We start from the raw sequence: 26,135 nt of genomic DNA on the forward strand, positions 1-26,135 counted from the left end.
TCACCTGGTATCGGGCGTGAGCCCGCCACGCTCAACGACCGAGCTGGATGTTCTCCAGGACTCCGAGCGCGTCGGGGATGAGCACGGCCGCGGAGTAGTAGGTGCTGACGAGATAGGACGAGACCGCCTTCTCGTTCACACCCATGTGCTTCACGGACAGGCCCGGCTCGACCTCATCCGGGATGCCCGTCTGCCGCAGGCCAACAACACCCTGATCTTCCTTCCCCGTGCGAAGCACGAGGATGGAGGTCGTGCCGTGCTCGGAGATGGGGATCTTGTCGCAAGGCAGCAGCGGCACGTTGCGCCAGCCGATGAACTTCCGGCCCTCCACCTCGACGGTGGGCGGGTAGAGCCCACGCTTCGTGCACTCCTGACCGAACGCCGCGATGGCGCGAGGATGGGCCAGGAAGAACCGGGACTTCTTGCGCCGGCTGAGCAGATCGTCCAGGTCGTCGGGCGTCGGCGGCCCGCTGCGCGCGTGGACGCGCTGCTTGAGGTCCGCGTTGTGCAGCAGCCCGAAGTCCCGGTTGTTGATCATCTCGCTCTCCTGCGCCTCACGCAGGGCCTCGATGGTCAACCGGATCTGCTCCTTCACCTGGTCCATCGGACCGTTGAAGATGTCCGCGACGCGGTTGTGCACCCGGAGCAGGGTCTGAGCCAGGCTCAGCTCATACTCACGAGGGTTGAGGTCGTAGTCGACGAACGTTCCCGGCAGTTCCTGCTCGCCGTGGTGTCCCGCCGCGAGCTGGATGGCCGCCTGCCCCGCCTTGTCCTGGGGCTTGCTCAACCGCTCCTTGATCCGATCCACATGTGCCGACAGCACCGGGGACTGTTTGATCAGATCCTCGAACACCCGCTGCGGCAGCATCATCACGATGCACGGGGTGAGCGCCTTGACCGTGAACTTCCACTGGTCGTTCGACTGCAGCACCGACGTGTCACCGAAGTGATCGCCGTCGGCGAGCGTCTCGAGCAGGACCTCGTCGCCATACTGGCCACGGCCCACCTTCTGGGCCATGCCATGGGCGAGCAGGATCACATGCTCGGCGGGCTGACCCGCCTCGACGATCCGCTCGCCCGGCTTGAACTCCCGCTGCACGAACCGGGAGGCCAGGGCGGACAACACCCCGGTGTCCTCCACATCGCGCAGCAACGGCAGCTCCCGCAGCTCCTGGGGGATGACTTCCACCCGGGCGCCGACGTTCGCGAAGCTGAGGCGCCCATCACCCACGGAGTACGTCAGACGCCGGTTGACGCGGTACACGCCACCCGGCACCTCGACCCAGGGCAGCATGCGCAGCAGCCACCGGGGGGAGATTCCCGACATCTGCGGCCGCGACTTGGTCGTCGTCGCCAACTGACGGGCCGCGTCCGTCCCCAGGCTCATCTGCTGCTTTTCCGCTTCACCACCACTGCCCGTGTTCATCGTATTCGCCATGAGCTGTGCCTCAGCTGTGTCTGGACTGACTCAGGACCGCCCGCACCCTAGGTGCGGCCGATCTCCACGCTCTCGAGGATGCCGAGCGCGTCGGGGATGAGCACCGCCGAGGAGAAGTAGGTGCTGACGAGGTACGACATGACGGCCTTCTCGTTGATGCCCATGAACCGCACGTTCAGGCTGGGCTCGATCTCGTCGGGGATCCCGGCCTGGTGCAGGCCGATGACGCCCTGGTTCTCCGCACCCGTGCGCATCAGCATGATGGAGCTGGTCCGCGACTCGCTGATGGGGATCTTGTTGCAGGGGAAGATGGGGATGCCACGCCAGGCGGTGACGGCGCGGCCGCCCACGTCGATGCTGCCCGGGTAGACGCCCCGGCGGTTGCACTCCTGGCCGAACGCGGCGATGGCGCGCGGGTGGGCCAGGAAGAAGGACGGATCCTTCCACACGGTGGCCAGCAGCTCGTCCATGTCATCCGGCGTCGGCGGACCGCTGCGGGTGTGGATGCGCTGCTTGAGGTCGGCGTTGTGCAGCAGGCCGTACTCACGGTTGTTGATGAGCTCGTGCTCCTTGCGCTCCTTCAGCGCCTCGACGGTCAGACGCAGCTGCTCCTCGACCTGGTTCATCGGATCGTTGAACAGGTCGGCGACGCGCGTGTGGACCTGCAGCACCGTCTGCGCCACGCTCAGCTCGTACTCGCGGGGCGACGTCTCGTAGTCCACGTAGGTGCCCGGCAGCACGGGCTCGCCGTGGTGACCGGCCGCCAGCTCGATGTCCGCCTGGCCCGACGCGTCCTTCTTCTTCTTGGCCAGCGCCTTGAAGTCATCGATGTGCTTCTGCAGCGTCGGAGACTGGGCGAGCACCGCCTCGAAAGCGGACTGCTGGAGCACCAGCGCGGTGACCGGGGTGACGGCCTTGGCCGTGAACTTCCACTGGTCGTTCGACTCCAGCAGCACCTCGTAGCTGTAGTGGTCGCCATCGGCCAGCACCGCGAGCACCGTCTGCTCGCCGTACTTGCTGGTGCCGATCTTGTTCACCTTGCCGTGGGCGATGAGGACGATGGAGTCGGCCTCCTGGCCGGCCTGGGTGATGACCTCACCGGCCTTGTACTCCTTCTGCTCGAAGCGGTTGGCCAGGGCGAGCAGCACCTCGGGGTCCTCGAAGCCGCGCAGCAGCGGCAGCTCGCGGAGCTCCTGGGGGATGACCTGCACCCGCGCGCCGGTGCTGGTGAAGGTCACGCGGCCATCGCCCACGTTGTAGCTCAGGCGCCGGTTGAGCCGGAACACGCCGCCGTTGACCTGCACCCAGGGCAGCAGCTTGAGCAGCCACCGGGTGGAGATACCCTGCATCTGCGGGGTGGACTTGGTCGTCGTCGCCAGCTGGCGCGCCGCCTCCGTCCCAAGGCTCATCTGCTGCTTCCGGGCTTCCTCAATCAGCTTCTCGATATTGGCCATGACCTACCTCTTTCCTTCCGTCTGAAGAACACGATCCTTTTCGTTGCCGGTCTGCCCGGCCCGATTTCCACTCAGCAGGGACACGATGCGTGCCGCCGAAGTCCCCAGCCCGGAGGGGCCCCCCCGGAGCTGGTGGATGTACCGCCCGGGCGTCCGGCTGCGGCGCAGCTCGAACTCCTTGTAGCGGTCCACCGTCTGGTGCCAGATGAGCACGCCGGCCATCCACTGCTGGAGCTGCTCCACGTACGCGTACAGCCGCTCCTGCGCCTTCCCGTCCAACCCGTAGTGGGTGATGAGGGTGGGCAGCTCGGTCTTGATGATGTGCTCGAACTGGCGCATCCGCGCGGTCATCAGGTCGTTGACGACCTCGACGCTCCGCGCCTTGTCCAGGTCGAGGTAGCGCTGCACCACCAGCACGCCGTTGTGGATCTCCCCCTCGAATTCGATCTCCTTCTGGTAGGAGAAGACGTCGTTGGTGAGGCAGGCGTAGTCGGCGGCGGAATTCTCCAGCGCGCGCATCGTCCGGGTCCGGAAGAGCCCGGCCGGAAGCCCGTGCCCCTGGGCCAGCCGGCACAGGCTCATCGTGAGATCAGAGCCGAACGTCTTGCGGCGCATCTCCACGTAGTCCACCGGATCCGGCACCCGGTTCTGCATCTGGTTGGCCAGCTCCCACAACCAGCTCTCCGTCATGTCCTGGACGGCCTTGCGGAAGTGATTGCGCGCCTCGGCGGACATGGTGACGACGGTGCGGGCCCACAAATCCGCCAGGCCCTTCTCCACCGGGTTGGTGGGCACGGTGGTCTGGGCGGCGGGGTCATCCGGCATGAACGCGGACAGCCGCGCGTTGAACACCTTCGCGCCCGCCATGTCGCCCCTGTAGCCGTAGAGCGCCGGGAAGTAGTCGTCCGCGTAGGTGCCCCAGACGAGCCAGCAGGCCGTGATGTCCAACTGCTCGCCCGTCGCCGCCGGGTGGATCAACGCCCCACACAGGGCCACGTCGGCGACATCGAAGATGTGGTCATTCCAGATGCACGCGCCCGGGAGGCCCGGCAGGGATTCCAGCATTCCCATCCGGCGCGCCCACGCCTTGGAGCTGCGCCGCGCGGCATCCAGGTGCGGGCTCTGCCGCGTCGAGTACGGCATGTAGAACTGCGGCAGCTTGACCGGGCCCACGGCCGTGAAGGGAGCGTGGGTGTAGTTCTTGAACCGTTGCAGTCCCAGGGCTCCGGGAGACAGGTGGAGCCGCGCCCCCGAGGAGCCCAGACCCGTGGGGCCCAGGGGAAGACCGCCCAGCGAGATCCCCGCGTTGCCGCCGCCCTTGTTCATGTAGCGGCTCGAGCGCATGTGCCACTCGTGTCCGCCGGACTGCCAGTCCTGGAGTCCCCGGATATAGGAGAGGACGTGTGTCCGCTCGACCGGGTTGAGTGCGAACTCCTCGAAGAGCGGAGGCAGCTCGGTCAGGGCGGTGTTCTCGAACTGATGGAGCCGCGACGTGAGGATGTCGTTGGTCAGGTCCGCGGCGCGCTGCGTCTCCACGTTCAGGAAGCGCTCGAGCACCAGGACGCAGTTGGAGAGCTCGCCCTCCTCCAGGATTTCCCGCTCGTAGGAGAACAGATCGTTGCGCAGGTGCACCGCATCGGAGAACGTGTCCTTGAGGACGCGCATCGGACGGGATTCGGCGATGCGGGCCGGCACCTCGGCGAAGACGGCGTGCTCCACGAGATCCGCCGACCAGGGCGCCCCACCCACCTTGCGGCGCATCTCGATGTACTCGATGGGGTTGGAGACGCGCTTCTCGCTGATATTGGCCAGCTCCCACATCGACTCGTCGAGCAGGTTCTTGGTGCTCTCGAAGAACCGGCGCCGCCACTCCACGGACTTGGTGGGCACCGTGCGCGTCCACAGGTCCGCCAGGCCCCGCTCCACCGGATTGGTGGGCTCCGGCGTCGCCGAGAGGTCCACCGGCATGAACGCTGGCAGCCTGTCGAGATAGGCCTTCGCGCCCGTCAAATCCTTGGAACGCTTGTAGATCTCGAGGAAATGGTCATCGAAATAGAAAACCCAGACATACCAGTCCGTGACCAGATCGAGCTCGGGGCCGGGACACTCGGGGTGGGTGTACGCGCAGAGCAGCGCGTAATCCATGGCATCGAACTTCGCCTCATCCCAGACATCGGGAGTCCCGTCCTTGGGCTCCAGGATGCCCATCTCGCGCGCCCACGCCTTCGAGTGCACCCGGGCACCCTCGAGATGAGGATTCAGGCGCGCCGGCCAGGGCACGTAGAAGTCTGGCAATTGAAAGGGTTGTTTGGCTTGCGACGCAGTCATGGTTGTACCTCATCGAACGCCGGGCGTTTGTAGTGCCAGACGGTCGACACTCCAGTTTTTCTCTGTCAGGGGATGCGGATTTCACGTACCGGGAACATTCGCGCCGGATTCTCATGACACGAGACGCGCCCGGTGGATGGAAGTCTTTGCAATTCGCGGAAAGCTACGGTGAGGCGCTCGTGCCCTCCCCCTGGTGCGGCGAGGTCTGGAGGGACCGCAGCAGCCCACCCAGGATCTCATCGAGCGTGGTCCAGCCGCGCACCACGTGGAGGGGATGCTCGAGGGTAAGCCGGCCGTGGAGGATGGCGTTGTCGAGCTCCGCCAGGAGGTGGGCCATCTCGGCCGAGAAACCCATCCCCATGCGCATCGGTACCTCGGCCGCGGGCATGTGCTCCTCCAGGCGGATGGGCCGGCCCAGCAGCCGCGCCAGCGTGTCCGCGACCTCAACAGGGCTGTAGTCCACCGGCCCCGTCAGCTCCACCACGCGCCGGCCCAACGTGGGCTCGCGCAGCAACCGCGCCGCCACCTCGCCCACGTCACGCGCCGCCACCATGTGGATCCTCCGGTCCGCGGGGCCGAGGAAGACCCGCATCACGCCCGAGTCCACCACCGCGGGCAGCCCCTCCCCCCAGTTCTCCATGAAGTACGCCGCGCGGAGGACCGTCATCGGCGTGCCCCGCGAGCCCAGCTCCCGCTCCGCGAGGTACAGCGTCTTCACGAGGCCCGTCTCCACCGGGTACTGCGCGCCCAGGGAGGAGAGCAACACGAAGTGCGGCAGCCCGCTCTCCGCCACCGCCCGCCCCATCGCATCCACCACCGTCCAGCAGGCCTCCATCACCCCGGTGCTCGCGGGCATGGGCGGCGGCACCATCAGGTAGGCACCCCGAGCCCCCACCATCGCCAGCGCCAACGCGGAGACGTCACGCAGATCCGCCAGCACGACCTCGGCCCCCAACCGCCGCCACGGCTCGGCCTTCGTCTCATCCCGCAGGATGACCCGGACCCGCTGTCCCTGCCTCAGCAGCGCTCGCGCCACCACGGACCCCGTGTGCCCCGATGCTCCCGTCACCACGAACATGACCGCCTCCTCACCTCTCGACCGGGGCCATACCCGGACCCCTCGCTTCCGCCCTTTCGCTTCAGCCGTAATGTGCGTCTCGCCTCGCCGTCACCGGGGAGCGCCCGCTGGAGAGCAGGTGGAGGGCCCGCCGCCCCCCGGCTTGACAGGGCCACGAGGCTTCGCGAGCGTCCCGTCATCGGGCGCCCTGCCGGCGCCCTCCGCACCGAGGGGGAATCCATGAAGGAAGCCGAAGACCAGAGCCAGGGGCGCAAGCTCCTCACCGCCGTCGAGCGCATCCTCTCGGACACGGACAGCCTCATCGCCCTCGCCGAGCAGCACCTGCGCCGGGCCAAGGAGGACCCACGCGAAGCCTCCGAGGAGGTGGTGCGGTATTTCTCCAACCGCGCCGCCGTCGCCGGAGGTCTCGCCGCCGCGCCCGCGCTGATTCCCGGAGCCGGCACCCTGGTGGCGGCGTTGGGGGGAGCGCTCGCGGACATGGGCTTCCTCCTCAAGTACGAGGTGGAGATGGCGCTCGTGCTCAGCTGGCTGCATGGCTTCGACATCCGGAAGGACGAGGAGCGGCAGCTGGCCTTCCTGCTCGCCTCGGTGAGCACGTACGACGCCAAGAGCGGCGAGAACGTCCTGGTGGACGTGGCCAAGGCCGAGGGCGTCGCCATCTGGAAGTACGCGCCGCGCGAGGTCTCCAAGCACCTGGTGGGCGTGATGACGAAGATCGCCCTGCTCCAGCTCTCCAGGGGCCTGGTGCGGGCCCTGCCGCTGGTGGGCATCGCGGTGGGCTCGTCGATGAACAAGGTCCTCACCACCCGGGTGGGCGAGCGCTGCATCAAAGACCTGCAGAAGCGCCGCGAGTTCCTCACCACCGAGCCCACCCGGCGGGAGCAGGAGGAAGACGTCGTGGAGGCGCGGGTACGTCCGCCCGCGAAGAAGAAGAGCGCTGCCAGGAAGAAGAGCGCGGGTACACCGGCCCGCCGCACCTCCGGGAGGAAGTCGTGAAGAACGAGTCCCACGCCGAACTGGCCCGGGCCCTCTGGCCGGACGCGAAGCAGGCCCCCGTGAAGCTGCTGGAGTGCCGCCACTGTGGCCGGCGCAATCGCGTCCAGGTGCCCCGCGCCATCCTCGAGCCCCATCACTGCGAGTGCGGTGCGTGCGGTGAGGCCCTGTTCCTCGCCCCCGGCGAGCCGCTCACCGGCATCGCCTCCAACGCCTACGAGCACCCGCTGGATCGCACGACGCTGGCGGCCCTCAAGGGCATTCCCGGCTTCCCCGCGCTCATCCGCTGGCTGATGACGCAGCTGGGCGAGCGCAGCCTGCGGCTGCTCAACCTGTCCAGCGCCGTGCTCTGCGGAGACGACCAGTTCCCCGAGCTGGTGGCGCTGCTGGAGCGCTCCCGCCAGAGCCTGGACCTGAGCCACCGCCCCACGCTGTTCCTCTCCGAGTCTCCGCACATCAACGCGGCCACCTATGGCAGCGAGGAGCCCTCGGTGATGGTCTACGCGGGCCTGCTCGACCAGCTCGATGACACGGAGGTGGTGTCGGTGATGGGGCACGAGCTGGGCCACATGCACGCGGAGCATGGGCTCTACCGGCAGGTGGCCCTGGTGATGGCCAGCGGCACCCACCTGCTGGGCACCGTGGGACAGGTGCTGAGCTTCCCGCTCCAGAAGGCGCTCTACAAATGGATGCGCTGCTCCGAGCTGACGGCGGACCGCGCGGGCCTGCTGGCGTGCAGGGACCTGGGTGCTTCGCTCCACGTGCTGATGAAGCTGGCTGGCGGGAACCGGCCGGGCACCGCACGGCGCACCAGGATGCAGCTCGCTCCCTTCATCCGGCAGGCGCGCACGCTCGCGAAGATGGAGGAGGACAACTGGTTCGACGGGCTGCTCGCGACACTGATGACAATGGACAGCAGCCACCCATTCGTCGCATGGCGGGTGATGCACCTGCTGGAATGGGTGGAGCATGGCAATTACCTGGAGATCCTCGCCGGGCACTACGAGCGCGCGAAGCGCCCGGCGGCGGCGTGAGTCCCTGGAGCAATGCCCATGCCGGGCCCGGAGCGGAGCGTCTCCAGAGGAAGAGCGTCACGCACGAGCAGGAGGACGGGGCCCGCTGACGCGTCAATGACATGTCAATGACGCGTCAGCGACGGGCTCAGAGCATCTCGGCCCCGAGCGCACGCACCACGACGCGCTCCTGCCGGAAACGGCGCTCCAGTTCCTCGCGGTAGCCGCTCCACCACGCCCGGTCGAGCCGCTCCACCATCACCTCGAAGAGCAGCATCTCGTCCCGCACCGTCCCGCCCTCCTCTTCCTCCTTCCAGGCCCCCAACGCAGGAGATTGCAAGAAGGCGGTGACGCCCCCGAAGCGTTCGGTGAGCTCGGAGCGGACCCTCTCGAAGTCCGCCCGGGGGAACGCGCGCCGCTCGTTGTCACGCAGCGGCAGCAGGAATTGGACGACGTGCATGTCCTAGGAATGCATGGGCTAGTAGCGCGAGGGAGTGTTCGGATCGAAGCCGATGGGAGGAGTCACCTCCGCGTCCTTCTCGCGCTCGGTACGCAGGTCGTACTGGCCGTGGTCCTGGAACTTCGCGCTGTCCATGCGGGCCTCGGACAGCGAGTCCGTCCCCATGTCCAGCCGATCGGACGCCTGCAGCACCTCGCCCAGACTGGCCTTCCGCAACTGGTCCTTGTCCAGGGAGAGGAGGATGTCATCCCCCTCGATGGTCTCCACGGAGCGGAAGGGGACCCGGTAGTCCCTGGCGTAGAAGATGCCCTTCTCCACCACGAAGGCGTCATCCGCCAGGCCGATCACCTTGCCCAACCGGTGGCCGTCCCTGCTCTTCACATCCATGCCGACCCGAACATCCATCCGCTGCGCCATCGCTCGCTCCTGCCGCGGTGAGGAAATGGAGGCGGCCGGGTCCTCCCCGGTCGCCCCTCCGGGCGGAAGATGCGAATCGTGACGGCTTCGGACAGCGGGGCCTCGCCCCCTCGCCTACCGGGCGGAAACAGGGGCGAAGCCGAGCCAGCCCTCCCGCCCACCCGGAGGCCCACGAGAGGCGCCCGGGCAGGTTCCCGTGGAGGGGTTACGAATCCGAGCGGCGGCGGCGCGCCAGCATCGGGGCGAGCGTCCCCAGCAGCAGCCAGGCCGCGTCCGGCGTGAGGCCCGAGGTGCAGCCGCAGCCGCCCCCCGCATTCGCCGCGGCGACCTTCACGGTGAAGGAGCAGCTGGCCCGGTTGCCCGAGGCGTCGGCCGCCGAGACCTCCACGCGGGTGTTGCCCACGGGGAAGGTGGCACCCGCCGCCGTGCTGTAGGTGAGGGTGACGTCCGAGACGTTGTCCGTCGCCTGCGCGGCCGGGTAGTTGACCACCGCGCCCGCGTCGCTGGTGGCCGCCGTCTCCACATCGGCCGGGCACAGCAACGAAGGGGGCGCGGAGTCCTTCACCGTCACCGTGAAGGAGCAGGTGTTGGTGTTGCCCGTGGCGTCCGTGGCCGTGGCGGTCACCACGCTCTCCTTCACGGGGAAGTCCGTCCCGGGCTCCTGGCTGTAACTCACCGTGGGGGCCGCCGCACTGTCATCCGTCGCCGTCGCGGGGGTGTAATTCACCGTGGCGCCCGAGCGGCCCGTGGCCTCCACCGTCACGTTCGCCGGACAGGTGATGGCCGGCGGCGTGCAGTCGACGGGAATCGAGGGGTCCACCGCGTACGGCTCCCGCCCGGACGTGGCGTCCTCGGCGGAGAGGTAGAGGGTGCCGCCGGTAAACGTCAGGTTCATCGGATTGCTGGCGGTCAGGGTCTGCGCCACCCGGGTCCCCGCATCCGTCCCATCGCTCAGCCACAGCCTGGTGCTGGTGCCGTCATCCACCACGAAGAAGAGCACCGAGCCCGCCGCCGTCAGCTGCTTGAAGAGGGTGCTCGCCCCCCCCTCGCTGATGTCCTTCACGCGCACCGTGCCCGCCGCCGTCCCATCGCTCTTCCACAGTTCCACCCCACCGCCGCCGTCATTCGCGGTGAAGTAGAGCGTCCCGCCCACGTCGGTGAAGTTCTCCGGGAAGGAGCCCTCGGGCCCGCTCTGGATGTCCTTCAGGCGCACCGTGCCCGCATCCGTCCCGTCGCTCACCCACAGCTCGGAGCCCGTGTCCGCGGTGTCCAGCCGGAAGAAGAGCTTGCCGCCCGCCGCCACCAGGGCCTCGGGGGAGGCGCTCGAGGTCACTGCGTTGATGTCCTTCACGCGCACCGTGCCGGCCGCCGTTCCGTCGCTCTTCCACAGATCGTTGACCAGACCGCCGGTGGTATAGGCCGTGAAGTAGAGGGTGCTGCCCACCACCGTCAGCTCACCGATGCTGGAACCGCCGGAGCCCGTCTCCACGTCCTTGACGAGCTGCGTGCCCGCTTCCGTCCCGTCGCTCTTCCACAGCTCGGCGCCATGGGTGCCGTCATTGGCGACGAAGTAGAGGGTGCTGCCCATCACCCGCAGCGTTCCAGGGGTGATGGAGCCCGGGAGACCGGGGTTGATGTCCTTGACGAGCCGGGTGCCGCCGAACGTCCCATCCGACGTCCACAGCTCGCGGCCCTCGACATGGTTGGCGCCGGTGAGCCAGGCCTTCCCGCCCATCAGCACCATGTCGGTGGTGCCGCCAGACTCCGCCCCCTCGCCAATCTCCCGCACCATCACCGTGCCGTCCGCCGTCCCGTCGCTCTTCCACAGCTCGACGCCGTGCGTGCCATCATCCGCCTTGAACAGGAGCGTCCCGTTCAAATCCATCAGCGTCTCGGGGAGCGAATCTCCCAGCGGGTTGATGTTCTTGACCATCACCGTGCCGGCCGCCGTCCCGTCGCTCTTCCACAGCTCGACGTTGCTCGCATCACCGAAGCCAGTGGCGGAGAAGTAGAGCGTGGGGCCGATCCGCTGGAAGGCCTGGTAGAAGGGCGGCGACGAGCCCTCCACCCCCGGGTACACGTCCTTGATGAGCGTCGCGGGACGGCACCCCGGGACTGGAGTGGCCTGCGCATGGGCCGGCAAGTAACTCCCCCCCACCAGCGCGCACGCCAGCAGCCACGACCACTCCGTGAAACGATGAGCCATCTGCAGTCTTCCTTCCGATGCGGCGCGCGCCCTCCGGCAGGACACACGCCCAAAAAAAAACAGGGGACGCGGGCCCGAGAGCCTCGCGTCCCCTGCATGAAACCCTGTTACGCCTCGGATTGCATCACCGGGAGGGCCAGCGGCACCCTCCCGGTCCCTCGGCGGACGAGCCGTGATTACAGCTCGGCCAGGTCGTAGTACTCAGCCGACGCCTGGTCGTGGTTGCTCACACCACCCACCGCGAGCACCGTGCCGTTGTTGAGCAGGGTGGCGGTGTGCTTGTAGCGGTCCACGTTCATGGCGGCCGTCTTCGTCCACTTGCCCGTGGCGGGGTCGTAGAGGTCAGAGGCCGTCTGGATACCGGTCAGCTGGTGGTAACCACCGGCCACCAGCACGCGGCCATCCGGCAGCAGGTTGGCGGTGTGGAACCGGCGCGGCGAGAGCATGCTGCCCGTGGCCGCCCAGGTGTTCGTGGCCGGGTCATACAGCTCGGCCGAGGCGCTCAGCGCCACGTCGATGCCCGAGCCACCGGCGACCAGCACCTTGCCGTTGGGCAGCAGGGTGGCGGTGTGCGAGGCGCGGCCCGTGCCCAGGGAGGCAACGGTGGTCCACTTGCCCGTGGCCGGGTCGTAGATCTCCGCGGAGGAGATCAGGCCCTCGGCGGCGTCGCTGCCACCCGTCACCAGCACCTTGCCGTCGGGCAGCAGGGTGATGGTGTGGTAGGCGCGGGCCGTGTTCAGGCTGCCCGTGTAGGACCAGCTGTTGGTGGCCGGGTCATACAGCTCGGCCGAGGCCAGCGTGGCGCTGTCGTACTCACCCGTGCGGCCACCGGCCACGAGGACCTTGCCGTTGGGCAGCAGGACCGCGGCGTGGTGGAAGCGCTGGGTGTTGAGGGCAGCCGCGGGCCTCCACTTGCCCAGGGCCGGGACGTACAGCTCGGCGGTGGTGCTGGTGATGGGGCACGAGCCGCCGCCCGCGATGAGCACGCGGCCGTCCGTCAGCTTGGTGGCCGTGTGGCCACGGTGCGAGCCCAGGTTGTTGCCCGTGGCGGACCAGGTCTTGGTCACCGGGTTGTACAGCTCCGAGGTGGTGTTGAAGCCACCGGCCACCAGCACCTTGCCGTCGTCCAGCAGGGTCGCGGTGTGGAGCAGGCGCGGCAGGGCCATGCTGCCCGTGAGGATCCAGCCGCCGCCACGGTCATCGCAGGTGCCGGAGGCGCCCGGGACGACGGTGACGCTGCGGTAGGCCGTGGCCTCGTTGCCGGACGCGTCCTTCACCGTGTAGGTCAGGACGTAGGTGCCCGGAACCTTGGTGTTGACGGTGCCAGAGACAGTCACCGCGGCCGTCAGGTCGCCGTAGCACTGGTCCGTGGCCGAGGCGCCCGCCTCGACGTAGGTCGTGCGGCACTCGAGCGTCACGTCGGAGTAGCCCGCCAGGGAGATCTCGGGGGCCTGGGTGTCGACCACCGTCACCGTGTTGGTGCAGGTGGAGACGTTGCCGAAGTAGTCCGTCGCCTTGTGCGTCACGGTGGTGGTGCCCAGCCCGTAGTAGCCCTCGCCCGGGCCACGGATGGTCGGCACGCCGCAGTTGTCGAAGCCGCTCGCCTCGCCGGGATCCACGAGCGCCCTGTAGCCCGTGCACTCGGCCTCCAGGTTGTCCGGGCACGAGATGCTCGGAGCGCTGTCATCGACCACGGTCACCATCGCCGAGCACGAGGAGGACAGGCCGGCCCGGTCGGTGCAGGTCAGCGTCACGGGCGTGCTGCCCGGGCTGAAGATGGTCGCGGACTGCGTGCAGCCCACCAGGTCACCGTCCGGATCGGACGAGCCGTTGTCCACGGAGCCAGTGGCGCCGCAGGTGGCATTGGCCGACAGCGTCAGGGGCTTGCACCTGGCCACGGGGGGACGGTTGACGACGGTGATGGTGCAGGAGGCGCTGCAGGAACCGGTGCCGTTGCCAGCGCCGTTGTCGCACTGCTCGCCGGAGTCCACCTTGCCGTCACCGCACCAGTTCAGGCGGCACGTGGCGGAGCAGGGGGTGCCGGGCTTGCCGTTGTTGGCGCCGGTGTCGCACTGCTCGGGGTACTGAATGACGCTGTCACCGCACCGCACGGGCGCCGCGCCACGCACCAGGATGTAGGGCACGCCGTGCGAGCCGTCCGCGAAGTCCCTGGAGCCGGGGAAGCGCGAGCCGTAGACCGGGTCACGCGCGATGGCCAGCGGGGTGAAGTTGGCCTCGGGGTAGGTGTCGAAGGCCTCGTGAACCGAGCAGCTCCAGTTGGAGAGGATGGCGTCCGTCAGGCCCGTCAGGGCCGAGTGGCTGGCCACGATGTGGGCGTCGTTGTAGCAGCCCACGCCCGTCACGGTGAAGGTACCGAACGGATCCATGATGGGCAGCGGCGTCTTGGCCGCGACGCCGTCGTAGTAGCAGCTCAGGTTGATGTACATACCCGTCTTGCCTTCCTGAGCGGCGGCGAACTTGACGGAGTTGGTGGTGAGCACACCACCGTCCCGGTTCTTGTGGAACACGGGGTCGGTACCGACGAGGATGACGTTACCGTCAACCACGGGGCCCCAGACGTGGCGGTTGGCCACGGCGGCGGCGATCAGGCTCAGGCCGCTGCACGTGTTGTCGCCCAGGATCAGGGCGCGGTAGGTGGCGAAGTCCGCGGAGGTCTTCGCGGCCCAGGCGGCGTCGGTGGCGAGCTCCACCGTGTAGCCCTGAGCCCGGGCGGCGGCGGCCTCGAGGCTGCTGGTGCCACCGGTCACCGTGTTGGCCAGGATGAGCACCTTGTTGGTGCTGCCCACGCCCTGAGCGCGCACGCTCACCGCGGACGGGGCCACCTCGGACTTCTCACTGCCCTCTTCCGACGGCATCTCCGTGCCGCAGGCGGCGATGAGCAGCGCGCTCATCACCATCAGCATCCGTGCCCGGATGCCACTACAAGTCCTCGTGAAGGTTTCAGTTTGCATCCGGCCCCCCTCTTCTTTCGTTCAGGCGCATCGCGTTCTCCGTTGGAGACTCGGCCTGCGACCAGGAACGGTGAAGCCACCCTCACCGCTGCGCATTCGGCAGTGCGCCCCTGGCTTCGTACTGACTGATGCAGACCGCCATTGCACTTTTACACCAGATCCACTCCAGAAATGAATCACTCTTTTAAGTGAATCAACCCGCAAAGCCCGTCCGGCGCGGGCAATGCTGAGATCATGACCTTTGACGCATGTGGCATGGAAACATTCATGTCAGGCTTTGATTTCCATGGAGACTACCCAGCACGCAGGGGGCCCGTGATGGACCCGGCACGTCGTAGGTCCCGCTCCAGTTCTGCCACACGGGACTGACGCTGAGAGTCGGAGGAGAAGGGCACGCGCGCCAGGTCCTCCTGAGCGGCCCGGGCGACGCGGGCCACTCCGTCCCGGGCGATCACCCCCACCTCGAAGGCCTCCACCGCCGCACCTATATAGGTGTCGAAGAAGAAGACGCGCTTGCCGCGCCACGTCATCCGGACGGACTCGGGGGTATCCACCACATCGTGGATGAACACGGCCCGCACCGCGTCCGGGTGCTCTGTGAGCATTCTCTCACCAAAGGCCACATCACCCTGGCCGCTGTCGCCCGTGAAGACAAAGCCATACTCGGGGTAGAGCTGGAGATAGCGGCCGAAGTTCTCGAACTTCATGGCGGCGATGCGCGCATTGCCCAGCAGGTGGGTGAAGGCCCCCGAAAGCATCACCGCCGACGACACACCGTGCTCGCGCAGCGTGGCCAGCGTCCGGTCCTCGATGAGGCCGAGTGGATCCTGCGGCCGCGCGCTGATGAAGGTGAGGTCCCCCTCGCGCCCGGGGATGATTCCCGGCCCGCGGTCCAGCTCTCGGTAGAACTGGAGCACCCCCGGGTACACCGTCTTCGGCGGGTAGCGCGTGTCCTTCCAGTTGGCCAGGAAGGTGTCGTCGATGTCGCTCAACACCTTGTTCTCGCCGCTGGGGGCTGCCGCGGCCTCCCGCTGGAGGTGTGTGAGGATGTCCTGCCGGATGCTCGCGTCATCCACATCGTGGAAGAGCAACTGCTGGAGGTCGTGGGAGTTGCCCCGGCCATCGAGCAGGTTCTTGAACTCGGACAGCTCGCGGCCCCGCAGCCCGAGGAAGAGGGCGCGCACCATGCGCTCGGCCAGGCCGGGGGTCTTCCCCTTCTGGAGCGAGGTGATGAGCGCGGCGCGAAGGGGGAGACCCAGCTCGGGAGCGCGCTTCACGCACAGCAGCTCCAGCAGGGCGGTGAGGTTGTCCGGACCCACCACCCGGTCATCCACGTCCCCGAGCAACGCGTCCAGGTCCACGTTGAGGAGCAGGTAGTTGAGCTCGGCGGCGGTCGCGCCGGCGAACACCTCGAGGATGCGCCGCTCCTCGGTCCGATCGGTGTGACCGGTCATCAAGGAGCGGAGCGACTGGAGCTTCCGGACAGCGGCGGTCAGGTCCACGGACCCAGCCTACCGCGAGCCCCCCTCACCACCGCCAGGGGTCCCCCCCGGCGCTCCCGGCCCCTGTATCGCGGTGGCGGTGGCGGTGGTACTACCGGGTCCCCCAGGACCCTGGGGTGCCACGGCGGCGGCCTGCGCGTCGGCGACGAAGAGCTGCGCGGCCTGGGTTCCCGGCCCGCCGGGTGCTCCGGGTCCGGTGGGCGTCGAGTACGCCCCGGGGCCTCCGGGCGCTCCGGGTCCGGTGAGCGTCGCATACCCTCCGGGGCCTCCGGGGGCGCCAGGGCCGACGAGACCCGGGCCCGCGCCAGGGCCCACCGGTGAGGCGACGCTCACGACCTGCAGCGAGGCCATGGGCGCGTACATATAAAGGTACGCCGGCATGAGGACGGGGACCATCGCCGGCATCTGCGGCATGGCCATGGGCATCATCCCCCCTCCGGCCCCGGGTGCCGCCCCCGGTGCGCCCATGGGCACCAGTGAGAGTGTGCTCAAGGGCACCTCGGTCAGGTCTCCCGCCTCCCCCAGGCGCTCCAGCTTCACCGCCGCCCCCGTCGCCGAATCCACCGTCAGCAGGTACCTCGTCTGCTTCGACATCTCCCCTCCCTTCGTTGTCAGTGGGCCCTCACGAGCCGTTCCGTCCGCAGTCCATCCGGAAGCATCGCCAGCGTCACCAGCAGCGAGCCCAGACTGGCGATGATGCCCCGCTCGAGCAATCTGGAAAGCTCCCGTTCCAGGGCTCCGGCATCCTCGGAACCCGTGGCCTCCGCCGCCGTCCGCAGCGCCTGCTCGCGCGAGACAGGTGCATCACACGCCAGGAGCAGTGCCACCGTGGCCTCGGCCAGACGCTCGCTGGCGGGCGTGAGGTTGAAGCGGCTGTCCACGAGCACGAAGCCTCCCCGCCAGTGCGGCCTCACGGCGAGCTCTCCGTTCTCCCGCCGCCGGTGGCGCTCCTGCCACTGGAGGATGAAGGCCTGGAGCTCCGCGCCCCGCGCGAGCACCTCGTCGAAGCGGGGGTGCTCATAGTCGAAGTAGTAGGCCAGTTCGTGGAGCGTCTCCTCCGGCAGCGAGAAGACGTGCCGGTAGGCCGGCATGGGCCGGATGCGGGTGAAGCCCTGCTCCCGCCAGCCCGCGTGGTTGGGGCTGAAGCGATCCATGCGGATGGGCGAGCAGATGTCCGGAGGCCGCAGGTGCCCCATCTTCTGGAGGAGCGAGAGCGTGCGCGCGTAGTCGTCCACGTCCTCGCGGGGGAAGCCGTAGATGACGTTCCAGAGCGAGTCCACGCCCAATTCCTGGCACCAGCGCAGCAGCGCCACGTTCTGCGCGCCCGACACGCCCTTGCGCATCACCTTGAGCGTCCCATCCGCCAGCGTCTCCACGCCCGCCTGCACCCGGGTGATGCCCGCGTCCTTCAGCAACCGCACCTGGCGGCGCTTGAGGTTGGATTTGATCTCGAAGAACTTCTCCGTGCGCACCGGCTGGCCCGCCCAGTGGGGCAGCAGGTCCTTGAAGTAGTCCATCGCCAGGATGTTGTCGGCGTACTGCACGGGCGTGGCGCCATGGCGCCGGCCTACCTCCTCCAGCTCGTCCACCACGCGCCGCCAGCTCTTGCGGCGGAAGGTCATCGCCTCGCCGTTGAGGCCGCAGAAGGTGCAGTGCGAGTGCTCTCCCCACCAGCAGCCCCGCGAGGCCTCCAGCGGCAGCCACATCCCGGCCCCCAGCTCCGGCGCGCTCGTGCGCACCAGCTGGAAGAAATCCTCGTAGTCGGGCGTCGGCAACACGTCCAGGTTGGCGTAGCCCGGCTCCTTGCGCCGGGGCGACTCACGCACCTCGCCGCCCTCCCGGTAGAGGAAGCCCGGAGGCACCTCGCCGCGGCCCTCGCGCAGGTTCTCGCAGAGCCGGGGAAAGGAGACATCCGCCTCGCCCGTGGCCACGTAGTCGAGGAAGCCGTACTGCTCCATGTATTGCCGGCCCATCCCCGCCTCGAAGTTGGCGCCGCCCGCCACCAGCTTCACCTTCGGGTAGCGCTCGCGAATCATCCGCGCCAGGCACAGCGAGGGCATCGTCTGCTCGAAGGTGCTGGTGAAGCCCACCAGGCCGTACTGGCCCCAGTCGCAGGACTCGAAGGCGATGCGCAGGAACGACGGCGCCACCGCCTCCAATGCCCAGACATGCCCGCGCAGTGCGGTTGGCATGCCCCACACCGGATGGTCCAACACCTCGCGCGCGTAGGCCTCCCGCGCCCCCTCGCGCCGCCCATGGAAGGCCTGCGCGAAGGCCCACTCCCCGGCCAGCGCCGTCATGGGCGCCTCATGGCAGAAGAAACGGTAGGGCTCCGCGCCCAACATCTTCCAGAGGGTGACGTTGAAGTATTTCGTCTGGCATTCGATGCCGCGGGCCTTCAGCGCGGCCTGGAGCAGACCCGCGGCGAGACTCGGGCGGTAGACCGCCGCCAGCGGCATCACGACCAGCGCGACCTTCATCGGCCGGGCAGCATAGGGGAGCCCTCCCCGTACGCCAATGCGGGACCACACGTATGGCAGAATCCCTGTCATGTCCGCGCCAACCTCCCCAGCACTCGAATCCCTGCGCCGCCAGCTCGAGGGCCGCTGGGAGCGCATCGAGCAGGCCCGGGAGCGCTACACCCGGCTCACCCAGCAGCTCTCCTCCTTCCGATGGCGGAGCGTCCTGCGCACCCAACCCGAGCTGCTGAAGGAGACGCGGGAGCACGAGGCGGAGCTCACCGAGGTGCTCGCCTACGTGGAGCACCGCGCCCGCCAGGAGCAGTGGCCCCGGGAGCACGCCGGGCTCCATGTCCTCCAGGCGCTGCGCACCCAGCGCGTGAAGCTGGAGGCCCTGGCCCACAAACGGCTCGCACAGGCCACCCTCCAGAACGGAGCCTCCCTCGCGGAGGCACTGAGCGGGCTGGAAGCCCTGACGCTCGCACTCCCGCCACGGCCGCCCGACGCGGAAGACCCCGTGCTCTTCGAGGACTGGATGCTCTCCTGGACCTCGCCCGGGCGCGTCTGGCTCACACCGAAACGGCTGCTCTGGCGGCCCTGGCTCGGAGAGCCGGTCCAGCTGCCCCTCGCCGCGCTCCAGCCCGAGGCCATCACCCTGCTGCCCGGGTGGATGGGTCTCCATGTGAAGAGGATGGGGCTCACCCTCTTCTCCCTCTCCTACGCCGAGACATTGACGTCCCTGCTCCGGCTCTGCCTGCGGACCGTGAACATGCCGCACGGGCAGCCCCAGGCGAACGGCGTGGCCACCAGCCCGGCGTATTGCCACCGCGTGAACTACCTGCACCCCGAGCGGTGGGGGCTGGGCGTCTTCGGGCCCCATGGAGCCGCCCTCCTCCCCGCGCGCCACCGCACCTTTCTCGACTCGTGCCTGAAACTCGTGGGCTTCCCTGCCCGGAAGCTCCAACCCGCGGAGTTGCGGCAGTTGGAGTCCCTGGTCGAGCACCTGCGGCAACTTCCTCCCAGCGAGCTCGAGCACGCCCTGCGGGAGCTCACCCGCGCCCGGGATGGGCGGTTCTGGCCGCTCACCGGACTCCATCGTGGACAGAGCACCGGACAGGAACTCATCTTCCAGTCAGGGAAGCAGTACCTCGTGGTGCCCCAACCACCGGCCACCCTCCACGACGTCCTCCAGCAGCCTCGCCCCGCGGGTGACGGCCACTCGCCCGAGCGCCATCCCCTCGTGCATCCCTACCCACCCGGGAACAGCTGGTTCCAGGAGAACAAGTTCCGGGTGGGCATCGCCGGCGGAGCGGCCCTCTTCTATGCGTCCGCCCTCTTCGGGCCATTTCCAGACGATCCCCTCTCGTACGTCTCGGGCAATCCCGTCTTGTACGCCGGGCACGCGCTCCTGGCCTGGAGCAGCATGAGCTACACGAAGAACAGGGGCCTCACCGTGCTGCCCGGCCTGCTGTTCTCCCTCGTGTTCTACCCGCTGCTCACGTGCTTTCCCCTGATACTCGTCTTCATGTGGGGCAGCTTGAAGCCGAAACAGCAGTAGCTCGGGGAGGGCCTCCGCCCGTTCATCGAAGGTGGAATTCCACCCACAACGTTCCCCTTCAGTCATCTGGCCGTAATGACTTGCGCATCGCGCCAACCGGAGATCGCCTCCCCGGGGGCGTGTGGCACAATCCGCAACGGCTCCCCCCCCGGCGTCCGGAATGGCTCCGATGACCTCATCTGGTAGCGAGCGGCTCATCGTCGGCCGCTACAAGCTGCTGCGGTCCATCACCCCGACGGGACGGGACGAGACGTACGAAGCGCTCGACGTGGAGCGCCAGCAACACGTCACGGTGCGGCTGGTCCGCACGGGTTCCGGAGACCCGGAGTCATTGGAGCGCCTGGAGCACGAGCTGCACCGGGCCCGGGACGTGGTGAGTCCCCACGTGCAGCGCATCCTGGAGGTCGGCCGCCACCACGACGAGGCGTCCGGCGCGGAGCTCCCCTTCCTCGCCACGGAGCTGCTCGAGGGAGAGAGCCTGGAGGAACGGCTGCGCCAACGCGGCCCGCTGACTCCCCAGGAAGCCCTGCCCCTGGCGCGCCAGCTCTGCGAGGGCCTGGCCACGCTGCACGACGCGGGCCTCGTCCACGGAGACCTCCGCAGCGCCCGGGTGATGCTCATCTCCGCGCCGGAGGGGACGCGCGCCGTGCTCGCCGCGCCCGCGTGGGCCTGGGAGTCCGCGAACCCTCCCGCCACCGCGCCCCACCTCGCTCCCGAGCGGCAGACGGGCTCCGCTCCCACGAGCGCCTCGGATCTCTATTCGCTGGGGCTCGTGCTGCTCGAGCTGCTCGCGGGGGCGCTGTCCTCGCCGGACTCCGAGACGCTGGCCCTGCTCGAGCGGGTGCGCCGCGGCTCGGTGTCCTCGGAGGGACTGGGCCTGCCTCATCGCTGGGTGGTGGTCATCCGCCGCTGCATGGACCCGTTGCCGCGAAAGCGCTTCACCAGCGCCCGAGAGGTGGTCCGCACACTCGTGCAGCCCAGCGGCGTGCCCCGTCCGCTCGACGAGCCGAGCGTCGCCATCCGCACCGTGCTGCTGTTGGACCTCACCGACAGCACCCGGCTCGTCGAGTCCCTGGGAGATGCCCGCGCCGCCGAGCTCTTCGCCCGGCATGATCAACTGGCCCGCGAGCTGCTGCACGTGCACGGCGGGCAGGAGATCGACAAGACCGATGGCTTCCTGCTGCTCTTCGAGCGGCCGGTGGACGCCACCCGCTACGCGCTCGCCTACCATGAACGGCTCGCCCTGCTGGAGCAGGAGCAGGGGGTGCGGCTCCAGGCGCGCGCGGGCATCCACCTGGGCGAGGTGGTGCTGCGCGAGAACCCACCCCACCTGGTGGCCCAGGGCGCCAAGCCCGTGGACGTGGAGGGGCTCACCAAGCTGATCGCCGCGCGCATCATGCCGCTGGCCCATGGCGGACAGACGTTGATGACGCGCGCCGCCTTCGACATCGCCCGCCGGGCCGTCGTGGGCACCAGTGGAACGGGACCCGGGCTGGCCTGGCGCTCCCACGGCTTCTACCTGCTGGCCGGGGTGGAGGAGCCGGTGGAGGTGTGCGAGGTGGGCGAGGTCGGAAAGGCGCCGCTGGTGGCGCCCCAGGACACGGCCAAGGCCCGGCGCATCACCCTCTCGAGCCCCTCGCTGCCCTCCATTCCCACGCTGCCCGGACGGCCCGGGCGCGGCCGCCGGGTGCCCGCGGTGCTGCTCGTGCTGTGCGCGCTCGTGCTCGCCGCGCTGGGCGGCTACACGGCACGGACGTGGCCCCTCCCGCCGTCCCCTTCCGGCATGGAGGCCCCCCAGGTGAAGCCGCGCCGCTCGGTGGCGGTGCTCGGCTTCAAGAACCTCTCCGGACGCGCCGACGTCGCCTGGCTGTCCACGGCCTTCTCCGAGATGCTCACCGCCGAGCTCGCCGCGCGGGGAGACCTCCGCCTGGTCTCGGGCGAGACCGTGGGGCGGATGAAGCGCGAGCTGTCCCTCGCCGAGAACGAGAGCCTCGCGAAGGACACGCTCGACCGCATCCGCACGCACCTCGGCGTGAACCTGGTGGTGCTCGGCTCCTACCTGGCGATGCCGGAGGAGATGGGCGGCAGGCTCAGCCTCGTCGTCCGGCTGCAGGACGCCTCCACCGGCGAGGAGGTGGCCATGCTCCGGGAGAACGGGACGCAGGCGGAGACCATCGAGCTCGTCACGCGCATGGGCGACCAGCTCCGGGAAAGGCTCGGCCCGGCGGAGGACGCCGGCCACACCACGGGCGCGCTGCCCGCCAACGCCACCGCGCTGCGCCACTACGCCGAGGGCCTCGCCCGGCTGCGCGCCTACGAGCCGCAGAAGGCCCGGGACTTCTTCACCCAGGCCATCGCCGCGGACCCCCGCTTCGCCCTGGCCCACTCCGCCCTCGCTGAGACCTGGGCGGTGCTCGGCTACGACGCGCGCGCGCTCGAGGCCGCCAGCCGCGCGCTCGCGCTCGCCAAGGGCCTGTCCCGCGAGGAGCAACTGCTGGTGGAGGGCCGCCTCCACGAGATGGAGAAGGACTGGGCCAAGGCGGTGGACAGCTACCGCACCCTCTCCACCCTCTTCCCGGATGACCTCGACCATGGCCTGCGGCTCGCCAGCGCCCAGTCCTCGGGCGGCCAGGGACATGACGCGCTCGCCACCCTCGCGGCGCTGCGCCAGATGGCCCCGCCCGCCTGCGAGGACGAGCGCATCGACCTCGCCGAGGCCCAGGTGCGCCACAGCCTCTCCGAGTACAAGAAGGTGCTGCCCCTGGCCGCGCGCGCGGTGCGCAAGGGCACCGAGCGGGGCTCGCGCCTGCTCGTGGGCCGCGCCCGGCTGACCCAGTGCAACGCGCTGCTGCGGCTGGGCAACCACACGGAGGCCACCGCCGCCTGCCAGCAGGCCCTGCGCATCTTCGTCGACGCCGGAGACCCGCGCTCCGAGGGCGAGACGCACAACCGCCTGGCCAACGTCGCCTACGAGGAGGGCGACTACGAGGAGGCCAAGCGCGTCTTCTCCGAGGCGCTGCGCATCTGGAAGGACATCGACCACCGGAGCGGCGTGGCCCTGGCGCTGCAGAACATCGCCGACACCCTCCTCATGCAGGGCGAGCTGGCCCAGGCCGAGCCCCTCTTCGAGGAGGCATTGGCCATCGAGCGGGACATCAACGACCGGCGCAACGAGGGGCTGACGCTCAGCAACCTGGCGCAGCTGCGGTTGATGCGCGGAGACGTGGCCGGGGCGCGCAAGCCCGCGGAGGAGGGCGTGCTCCGGAGCCGGGAGACGGGCTACCGCTATGCCCTGATGGTGGGGCTGTGGACACAGGGCAACCTCGCGATGGAGGAGGGCCACCTGGACGAGGCCCGGCGGCACTACGCGGAGGGGCTCACCCTGTCGAGGCACACGCAGGACGACCGCTACACCGCCTACCTCCTCCAGGGCTCCGGAATGGTGGCGCTGCTGGAGGGAGACCTGGTGCACGCGCGCGCCGGGTACGAGGAGGCGCTGGGCCTGCGCCGCAAGCTGGAGGGCCACAGCGAGGTGGCGGAGACCCAGGTGTCGCTCGGACTGCTGGCGGTGGAGGAAGGCAGGCCAGAGGCCGCGCTGGAGCCGCTGACCACGGCGGTGGAGACGCTGCGCGGCCTGAAGCTGCCGGATGGAGAGGCCCAGGCCCACACCGTGCTTGCCCTGATGCACCTGGCGCGCAACCAGCCCGCCCTGGCCCGCGAGGCGAGCGCCCGGGCTCAAGCCCTCGCGGCCCGGAGCCAGCATGTCCAGACGCGGCTCGGCTCGGCGCTGGTGGCGGCGCGGGTGCTCACCGCGGAGGGCAGGCCCGGCGAGGCGGTGAAGCGGCTGGAGGCGGTGCTCGCCGAGACCCGGAGCACCGGGCTCGTCCCGCTGGAGTACGAGACCCGGCTGGCGCTCGCCGAGGCGGAGCGGGCCTGGGGCCGGACTCCCCTGGCCTGGCAGCGGCTGAAGATGCTGGAGGAGGACGCCCGGACGCGTGGGCTCTCGGGCTTCGTCCGCAAGGCCGAGGCCCTCGGCACCGCCCTCAGGGGCGGGGCCCCCCGCGAGGCAGCTCCACGGTGAAGGTGGAGCCCTCGCCCGGGCTGCTGTCCACGCTCACCCGTCCGCCGAGCGCCTCGATGATCTGCCGGCTGATGTAGAGCCCCAGGCCCAGGCCCCCGTAGTGCCGGACGCTCACCGCGCGCTCGAAGCGCCCGAAGAGCCGTGGCAGGGCCTCGGCGGCGATGCCGATGCCCTCGTCCCGCACGGTGAGCCGGGCCTGCTCCCGGTCCGCCTCCACGGTGACGGTGATGGGATGGCCCTGCCCGTACTTGGCCGCGTTGGTGAGCAGATTGACGATGACCTGATCCAACCGGAGCGCGTCCCACCGCCCCACCACCGGCCCCCACGACTGGAACGTCACGTCGCAGCCGGCCTGGGCGAACACCTCGCGCAACCGCTCCAGGGCCTCGCGCACGGCGAGGGTGAGGTCCACCTCGGACAGCTCCAGGCTGATGCGCCGGGTGGCGATGCGGCTCACGTCCAGCAACGTGGAGACGAGGCTGGAGAGCCGGTCCACCTGGCGGTGCGCCCCGTCCAGCTTGCCGCCCACCCGCTCCATCGCCTCCGGGCCCATGAGCCGCGCGAGCAGGGAGAGCTGCAGCCGCAGCGAGGTGAGGGGGGTCTTCAGCTCGTGGCTGGCGATGGAGAGGAACTCGTCGCGCAGGCGGATGGCTTCCTGGGCCTCCCGGTACAGCCGCGCGTTGTCCACGTTGAAGGCGGCCCGGTGCGCCAGCTCCTCGGCCAGCCGCAGGTCCGCCTCGGCGTAGTGCCGGTTGCTCACCGTCTGGAGCAGGGAGAGACAGCCGAGCACCCGGCCCCGTGCCACCAGCGGCACGCAGATGAACGAGCGGATGCCGAGCTCCCGCAGCATCGTCATCACCCGGGAAGGCCTGTCGAGGGTGGTGAGCGCCGCGTCGGAGACGTCCGGGTACCACTCCGGCTGGCCCGTGCGCAGCACCCTGCCCGCGCCGTGCTCGGAGCTCAGGTCGATGGGATTGGTACGGACGACTTCCCGCGCCAGCTCCAACCGTTCGGGGACCGCATGCGCCAGCGCCAGGTGCTCCACGCGGCCCTCCTCGGTGAGCATGTCCACCGCGCACAGGTCCGCGAGCTCGGGCACCACCAGCCGCGCCAGGCTCTCCATCGTGGTGGTGTAGTCGAGCGAGCCGGCCAGCAGCGTGCTGGCCTCGGAGAGGAAGCGCTGCCGCCACGCCACGGCCTCCAGCTCCCGCCGCGCGCGCACCTGGGCCATCAGGTGGGACTCGGCCTCGGCGCGCGCCGCCTGCTCGCGATCGAAGAGCCGGGCCCGGTCGAACGCGAGCGCGCCCTGATGCGCCAGCGCCAGCATGAAGCCACGGTCCGCCTCGTCGAAGACGCGGGGCTCGAGGAAGGCGAGCGTGATGGCACCCAGGGACGTGTCCTTGGCGCGCATGGGCACATAGGCGCCCGCCTTGCTGGGAGAGGCGCGTACGAACTCCACCAGGTGCGGATAGCGGGCCTCGAAGTCCGCGAGCGAGCCCAGCCACTCGGACTCCCCGCTGACGAAGGCCCGGGTGAGGGGCAGCTGCGCATCGAGCGGGAGACGCGCGTACTGGCGCATCAGCTCGCTGGGGACACCCTCGCTGGCCACCATCCGCAGCGCCTGCCCCTCGGGCTCCACCAGGCCCACCCAGCCCAGTGTGGCCCCCGTTGCCTCCTTGGCGCCGCGCACGAGGACGGCGCCCACTTCCTCGGTGGAGACCGCCGCGGACAGCTTCGCCGTCATCTCCTGCAACAGCGAGAGCCGGGAAGCGCTCTTCTCCTGGGCCGCCTCCGCCAGATGGCGCGCCGTCACGTCCCGGAGCAGCACCACCAGGTGGTGGCCGTGCGGCACCATGCTCGCCTCGAGCCAGACGTCCTGGGGGGCATAGAAGGCCTCGACGGTGATGGAGACACGCTCGATGAGGGCGCGCTGGGCCGCCGAGCCCAGGGGCGTCTCCCGGAAGTCGGGGAACACTTCGCCCACGCGCCGGCCGAGCAACTGCTCACGCGAGGCCCCGAGCACCCGCTCCGCCACGGTGTTGAGGTAGGTGAAGCGCCCGTCCGCATCGAAGACCGTCACGCCCTCGGTGATGACATCCAGGAGGGCCTCGGGGAGCAGGACGTCCATCGTGCTGGAATCGGCGGAAGGCATCCGGGCCCTGTTCATGGAGAAGCC

16 protein-coding genes are annotated in these 26,135 nt (G+C 69.4%); 4 read left to right on the forward strand and 12 right to left on the reverse strand.

The features are described 5' to 3' along the window. Positions 1-31: 31 nt before the first annotated feature. The 4 genes from BO221_RS44120 to BO221_RS44135 form a co-directional block, all read right to left on the reverse strand. The gene (locus BO221_RS44120; protein WP_073566939.1) at positions 32-1,438 is read right to left on the reverse strand and encodes a family 2B encapsulin nanocompartment shell protein; all 1,407 of its coding nucleotides are present in this window, start codon (positions 1,436-1,438) and stop codon (positions 32-34) included. A gap of 47 nt (positions 1,439-1,485) precedes the next feature. Beyond that, on the reverse strand, positions 1,486-2,892 hold the full coding sequence (locus BO221_RS44125; RefSeq protein WP_073566940.1) for a family 2B encapsulin nanocompartment shell protein: 1,407 nt from the start codon (positions 2,890-2,892) through the stop codon (positions 1,486-1,488). 3 nt (positions 2,893-2,895) lie between these two features. Further along, a complete protein-coding gene (locus BO221_RS44130) occupies positions 2,896-5,220 on the reverse strand; it encodes a family 2 encapsulin nanocompartment cargo protein terpene cyclase (RefSeq protein WP_073566941.1) in 2,325 nt (774 codons plus the stop codon). Positions 5,221-5,383: 163 nt separating this feature from the next. Then, entirely contained in the window at positions 5,384-6,298 is a 915-nt protein-coding gene (locus BO221_RS44135) for an NmrA family NAD(P)-binding protein (protein WP_073566942.1), read from the reverse strand. Positions 6,299-6,517: 219 nt separating this feature from the next. Between BO221_RS44135 and BO221_RS44140 the strand changes: the two genes are divergently transcribed. Both BO221_RS44140 and BO221_RS44145 read left to right on the forward strand, forming a co-directional pair. Then, positions 6,518-7,294 (forward strand): hypothetical protein, encoded by a 777-nt coding sequence (locus tag BO221_RS44140; protein WP_073566943.1) that lies wholly within the window; start codon positions 6,518-6,520, stop codon positions 7,292-7,294. After that, complete coding sequence (locus BO221_RS44145) at positions 7,291-8,325, forward strand: M48 family metallopeptidase (protein WP_073566944.1); 1,035 nt, start codon at positions 7,291-7,293, stop codon at positions 8,323-8,325. Before BO221_RS44140 ends, BO221_RS44145 begins: the two co-directional genes overlap by 4 nt. 127 nt (positions 8,326-8,452) lie before the next feature. Here the strand turns inward: BO221_RS44145 and BO221_RS44150 are convergent, their stop codons facing one another. From BO221_RS44150 to BO221_RS44180, 7 genes are all read right to left on the reverse strand, one after another. Then, positions 8,453-8,764: a hypothetical protein gene (locus tag BO221_RS44150; RefSeq protein WP_073566945.1), complete on the reverse strand. Its 312-nt coding sequence runs from the start codon at positions 8,762-8,764 to the stop codon at positions 8,453-8,455. Positions 8,765-8,782: 18 nt separating this feature from the next. Then, a complete protein-coding gene (locus BO221_RS44155; protein WP_052517611.1) occupies positions 8,783-9,181 on the reverse strand; it encodes a hypothetical protein in 399 nt (132 codons plus the stop codon). Between the two features lie 205 nt (positions 9,182-9,386). Then, the gene (locus BO221_RS44160; RefSeq protein ID WP_073566946.1) at positions 9,387-11,387 is read right to left on the reverse strand and encodes an ELWxxDGT repeat protein; all 2,001 of its coding nucleotides are present in this window, start codon (positions 11,385-11,387) and stop codon (positions 9,387-9,389) included. A 176-nt stretch (positions 11,388-11,563) separates the two neighbouring features. Beyond that, positions 11,564-14,359, reverse strand: coding sequence for a kelch repeat-containing protein (locus tag BO221_RS44165; protein ID WP_073566947.1), 2,796 nt, complete (start codon positions 14,357-14,359; stop codon positions 11,564-11,566). Between the two features lie 293 nt (positions 14,360-14,652). Further along, positions 14,653-15,861, reverse strand: a complete 1,209-nt coding sequence (locus BO221_RS44170) for a phosphatase domain-containing protein (protein WP_073566948.1) — start codon at positions 15,859-15,861, stop codon at positions 14,653-14,655. 9 nt (positions 15,862-15,870) lie between these two features. Continuing rightward, on the reverse strand, positions 15,871-16,455 hold the full coding sequence (locus BO221_RS44175; protein WP_073566949.1) for a hypothetical protein: 585 nt from the start codon (positions 16,453-16,455) through the stop codon (positions 15,871-15,873). A 17-nt stretch (positions 16,456-16,472) separates the two neighbouring features. Then, positions 16,473-18,341 carry a RiPP maturation radical SAM C-methyltransferase gene (locus tag BO221_RS44180; protein ID WP_073566950.1) on the reverse strand — a complete coding sequence of 623 codons (1,869 nt, stop codon included), beginning with the start codon at positions 18,339-18,341 and terminating at the stop codon, positions 16,473-16,475. Positions 18,342-18,411: 70 nt separating this feature from the next. Here BO221_RS44180 and BO221_RS44185 point away from each other — a divergent pair, with 70 nt between their 5' ends. Next, positions 18,412-19,878 (forward strand): hypothetical protein, encoded by a 1,467-nt coding sequence (locus BO221_RS44185; protein WP_073566951.1) that lies wholly within the window; start codon positions 18,412-18,414, stop codon positions 19,876-19,878. 169 nt (positions 19,879-20,047) lie between these two features. Then, entirely contained in the window at positions 20,048-23,959 is a 3,912-nt protein-coding gene (locus BO221_RS44190; protein ID WP_073566952.1) for a tetratricopeptide repeat protein, read from the forward strand. Here BO221_RS44190 and BO221_RS44195 read toward each other — a convergent pair. Beyond that, the gene (locus tag BO221_RS44195; protein WP_073566953.1) at positions 23,922-26,126 is read right to left on the reverse strand and encodes an ATP-binding protein; all 2,205 of its coding nucleotides are present in this window, start codon (positions 26,124-26,126) and stop codon (positions 23,922-23,924) included. The two genes, BO221_RS44190 and BO221_RS44195, sit on opposite strands and share 38 nt — an antisense overlap. Positions 26,127-26,135: the final 9 nt, after the last annotated feature.

The sequence above is a fragment of the Archangium sp. Cb G35 genome (genome assembly GCF_001896145.1).
GTDB lineage: Bacteria > Myxococcota > Myxococcia > Myxococcales > Myxococcaceae > Archangium > Archangium violaceum.